Raw genomic sequence first — 4202 nt, 5'->3', positions numbered from 1 at the left:
GCTCGAAATCGAAGATCTCTCGTTTTTCTCCGACCGCGACCGGCTTCGGCTCAGAGACGCGGCGATGCGCACCGCCCGCATTGGCGACGAATTGCAGGCTCTCTCCGAGCGTGCTGTGCTGGTGCACGAAGAGATCATCGACGACCGCGCCGAGCAAATGAATCGGACGATGTTGCTGCTGGCGGCCGTGACCGTGGTCTTCTCGCCGCTGACTCTGATCACCGGCATGCTCGGCATGAACGTTTCAGGCATTCCGCTGGCGGAGAACAATGGCGGCTTCTGGTTCGTCTGCGTCGCCCTGATCGTCCTTGCGGTTGGCCTCGTCTGGTGGATGCGCAAGAGCCGGCTGTTTTAGTCCCTCCCTTGCTGGGAGGGACTGTTACTTGGCGAGATCAGATGCTGGCTTGCACCGACTGGAGGCGTGCATAGACGCCGTTCGCGGCGACAAGGTCATCGTGACGACCTTCCTCCACGATTCCGTCCTCGGTCAGCACAAGAATCCGGTCGGCATGCCGCACCGTGGTCAGCCTGTGGGCGATGACGAGCGTTGTGCGTCCCTTTGCGAGCGATTGCAGGGCCGTTTGCACGGCGCGCTCGCTCTCGTTGTCGAGGGCGCTGGTCGCCTCGTCAAAGATCAAGATGGCCGGGTTCTTGAGGAAAGCACGCGCGATGGTCAGCCGCTGCTTCTGTCCGCCGGAGAGTTTGACGCCACGCTGACCGACATCGGTGTCGTAGCCGCTCGGAAGGGCCATGATGAAGTCATGGGCGTTGGCGGCCCTTGCAGCTGCCTCCACCTCTTCATCGCTGGCGTCCGGACGGCCATAGCGCAGGTTCTCGGCCACTGAGCCTGAGAAGAGATAGGTGTCCTGCTGCACGACGCCGATCTGTTGTCTGAGCGAAGCCAGCTCCAGATTGCGCACGTCATGGCCATCGACCGTGATCTTCCCGGCCTCGACATCATAGAAGCGCGGGATGAGCGCACAGAGCGTGCTTTTGCCGACACCCGAGGGACCGACCAGGGCAACGAACTCGCCTGGCGCGATGTCGATGGAGAGATCGGAGAAGACCGTCCTTCCGTCGCCATACCCAAAGCTCACGCGGTCGAAGCGGACATTGCCGCGAAAGTGTGGGGCAGGGTAGGCGTCGGACGCATTCTGAATGTCAGGCGATTGCTCCAAAATGTCCAGTACCCGGACAAGGCCGGTAGAGCCCTCCTGCCAAAGCCGCACGATATTGGCGAGGCGATTGACCGGATCCACAAGCACCCCGACGCAAAGCAGGAAGGTCAGCAGATCGGGCACGGAGAGATCGGCCGTCAGAATGCGCATTGCCCCGGCGATGATGACGATGATCGTCACCAGATGCACGAAGACCTCCATGCCGACAAAGAACCACGTCTCGCTGCGATAGCCGTCCTTGCGGCTCTCGAGAAAATTGCGGTTCTCCGCATCAAAGCGCGAGAGCTCAAAGCCTTCATTGGCGAAGGACTGCACGACACGTATGCCCCCGAGGGCATCCTCCACCCGCTCGTTGACCGCCGCGATCTTGTCACGACTTCGAGCCATCGCTTGGTTCATGCGTCGATTGAAGTAGATCGCATAGACCGTTGCAAATGGTAGAAGAACGACAATGTACCATGTCAAGGTCGCATCAACGATGAAGAGCACCGTGAGGGCGCCGACGAACTTCAGCAGCCCGATCGCGATGTCCTCCGGCCCGTGGTGAAACATCTCTCCCAAGGCGAAGGTGTCATTGGTGATCCGGCTCATCAGCTGGCCGACGCGGCTACGGTCGTAAAAGCTGAAGGATAGCTTTTGGCAGTGCTCAAAGAGCTCGCGCCGCACATCGGCTTCGATGCGGGCGCCCATGGCGTGGCCCTGATAGTCGACGAAGAAGGTCGCGCCGGCCTGCGCAAGCAGCACCAGCAGCATGACGCCGCCCATGAGCAGTATCTGCCCCAGAGCCTCCGAACTGTCCGTCAGGACAAGCAGGCGCGTGGTGACATAATTGGCGCAGAGCGGCATGGCGATTGCTGTCGCCGCGACCAGCGCCGCGCAGGCGAGGTCGAGCACAAGCAGATGCTTGTAGGGCCGGTAGTAGGAAAGAAACTTGCGTGCCCGCTGTATAGAAGGGCGAGCGAGGAACGCAGTGAGGTTGTGTCGAAAGGAGCGGCTGAAGCTACCGCGCTGGGCCTCTCCCGATGGCATTTTCGAATGCATGAGCGATCATGTCCTGATGGATATCCATGGCGTTGGTCGGGATCAGGATCGCTTTCATTTCGAATTCCTTCGCACTTGGCGCAATAAGCGCGTGAATATGAGGTGCTTCGGCCCGCGCTCACAATGCCATATGGGGGCAAATTCCCTCGCAGTCGCAGTCTGTGACGAAATCGCAACAGCACTAGGGATTCACGCGGCGGCCTGCGCGCATAAAGACTTTGGCGATGTTTCCCGCCACAATCTCATCCTAAACGAGATTGCTAGGCATTCGGGGGCGGGTGCCGGCAGATTGAGGATGACGCTGAAACGCGTCGTCTTGATCATGCCCGCTGCGCGCCAGACTGCTTGAAAATGGGCGGGAATCCGCCGGTTATTGGTGAGCACGTGCGCAGACTGAATACCAAAAGTTCGACGCCTTCCAGGGGAGTTACGTCCGTGGCCGCAACGCGCGGCGATGTGATGAACTCGGCTGAAATGCTGCCGCAATGCGAGTTTACCAAAAGTTCATACTTTGCTTTCCCTCAACGGGCTTCGGGATCAAATTCCATCCGCGTCCCGAGGGAACGGCATACAGATGTAGCACCCGCCCGGACCGTTCTGGGCAAAAGGAGTAAGATGCGGAAATCGCCGGCTTTTTATCTGGCATCCGCGGTAACCGGACTTGCACTGTCGGTTCTGACGGCTGCAATCCCCGCACAAGCTCAGACGGCAGCCGATGCCGCGCTCGACCTGGCAAATATGCTGGACGGCGCTGGCGGCGGGGTCTCTGGCGATGCCTACCTTTCTGCCCTCGAGGATGCAGCTGACGCCGGCCAACCTATGGCCATGTGGCAGCTGGGTACGATGTACGAAAATGGAGAAGGTGTGGCCAAGGATCCGGCCAAGGCCTTCGGCTATTTCGCTCAGATTGCCAATCAGCACGCTGATGCCGCACCGCGCGGCGTAGAGTCTGATATCGTTGCGCAGTCTTTCGTGAAGATGGGCGACTATTATCGGAAGGGGGTGCCTGACGCCGGCATCCCGGCTGATATCGAACGCTCACACGCCTTGCTGTTGCACGCCGCAACGTATTTTGGCGATGCCGATGCGCAATATCGCGTTGGTCTGCTTTACCTCCAGCCCGAAGGTTTGGGTGTCAACCCGCTGCAGAGCGCGCGCTGGTTCTCCCTCGCGGCGCGCAAGGGGCACTGCCTTGCCCAGGCGCGGCTGGGTGACATGCTGTTCAACGGTATGGACGGGATTGAGGCGCAGCCCATAGAGGGGCTGATGTGGCTGAACCTGTCGCACACGCGTTGCAGCGGTACTTCCGATCAGGCCCAGGTGGCCGAGCTGCTCAAGCGTGCTTCATCCCAAGCCCGGCCGGAAGATCGTGCCAATGCAGAGGCTCTTGCGCTGTCGATTGCGCCGCAATTCGCAGATTTTTAATAGGCGCGCCGCAGCAGAAACACGCTGCGGCCAAATTGGCTTACCATTAGAGGGTAAAGCAGTCCCCGCCCGCGGCTTTGACGTTCGAGCAGATTTGGTTGGCGTTCTGTAGCGAATTGGCAGGAACGCGAACACCATAGAAAAAGCCGCGCTCACCCAGATCGACGCGCTGAACCTCCAGGCTTGCCCCGCCAAAAAGCGATCCGTAGCGCGAGGAAATCTGCTGCGCCGTCTGGCGGGCGGCCTCTTCGGTGCGCTGCGACGATAACTGGACATAAGCCGGGGCGGGGCTGCCGTTGGCTGGCGCGGCCACCGGCTGACTTGCCGCCGGTGCGGGGGTGTTCGTGGCAACAGGTGCTACCGGAGCAGGGTTTACCGCAGGCGTCGTGATTGCTGCCTGCGGGGCAAAGCTTGTCGGGCGTAGCCGCGGCACTGGCGCTGTCTTGCCGCCGATGGGGTTGCCCGCAAGATCGACTGCCGGAACAAATGTACCTGGCTGGACCGGCACAGCCTGCGGCGTGGTCTGAGCAGCGGCAGGCGTCGATGTCGGCGTCGGAG

At 60.8% G+C, this 4202-nt stretch carries 5 protein-coding genes; 3 read left to right on the top strand and 2 right to left on the bottom strand.

Annotated elements, in window-relative coordinates; genetic code table 11:
• A partial coding sequence (locus J0I64_RS02520) for a CorA family divalent cation transporter (RefSeq protein ID WP_291406052.1) occupies positions 1-355 on the top strand: 355 nt, incomplete at its 5' end.
• A 37-nt stretch (positions 356-392) separates the two neighbouring features.
• Here the strand turns inward: J0I64_RS02520 and J0I64_RS02515 are convergent.
• Positions 393-2219 carry an ABC transporter ATP-binding protein gene (locus tag J0I64_RS02515; protein WP_291406051.1) on the bottom strand — a complete coding sequence of 609 codons (1827 nt, stop codon included), beginning with the start codon at positions 2217-2219 and terminating at the stop codon, positions 393-395.
• On the opposite strand from J0I64_RS02515, the gene J0I64_RS02510 reads away from it, so the two are divergent.
• Complete coding sequence (locus tag J0I64_RS02510; protein WP_291406050.1) at positions 2218-2568, top strand: hypothetical protein; 351 nt, start codon at positions 2218-2220, stop codon at positions 2566-2568. The genes J0I64_RS02515 and J0I64_RS02510 overlap by 2 nt on opposite strands.
• Before the next feature lie 86 nt (positions 2569-2654).
• Positions 2655-3644 (top strand): tetratricopeptide repeat protein, encoded by a 990-nt coding sequence (locus J0I64_RS02505; RefSeq protein ID WP_291406049.1) that lies wholly within the window; start codon positions 2655-2657, stop codon positions 3642-3644.
• Positions 3645-3690: 46 nt separating this feature from the next.
• Here the strand turns inward: J0I64_RS02505 and J0I64_RS02500 are convergent.
• A partial coding sequence (locus tag J0I64_RS02500; protein WP_291406048.1) for an SPOR domain-containing protein occupies positions 3691-4202 on the bottom strand: 512 nt, incomplete at its 5' end.

The sequence above is a fragment of the Devosia sp. genome, assembly GCF_017307565.1.
Lineage (GTDB): Bacteria > Pseudomonadota > Alphaproteobacteria > Rhizobiales > Devosiaceae > Devosia.
The sequence above is the reverse complement of the archived record's forward strand: the minus strand, read 5'-3'. Positions and strand labels throughout refer to the sequence as shown.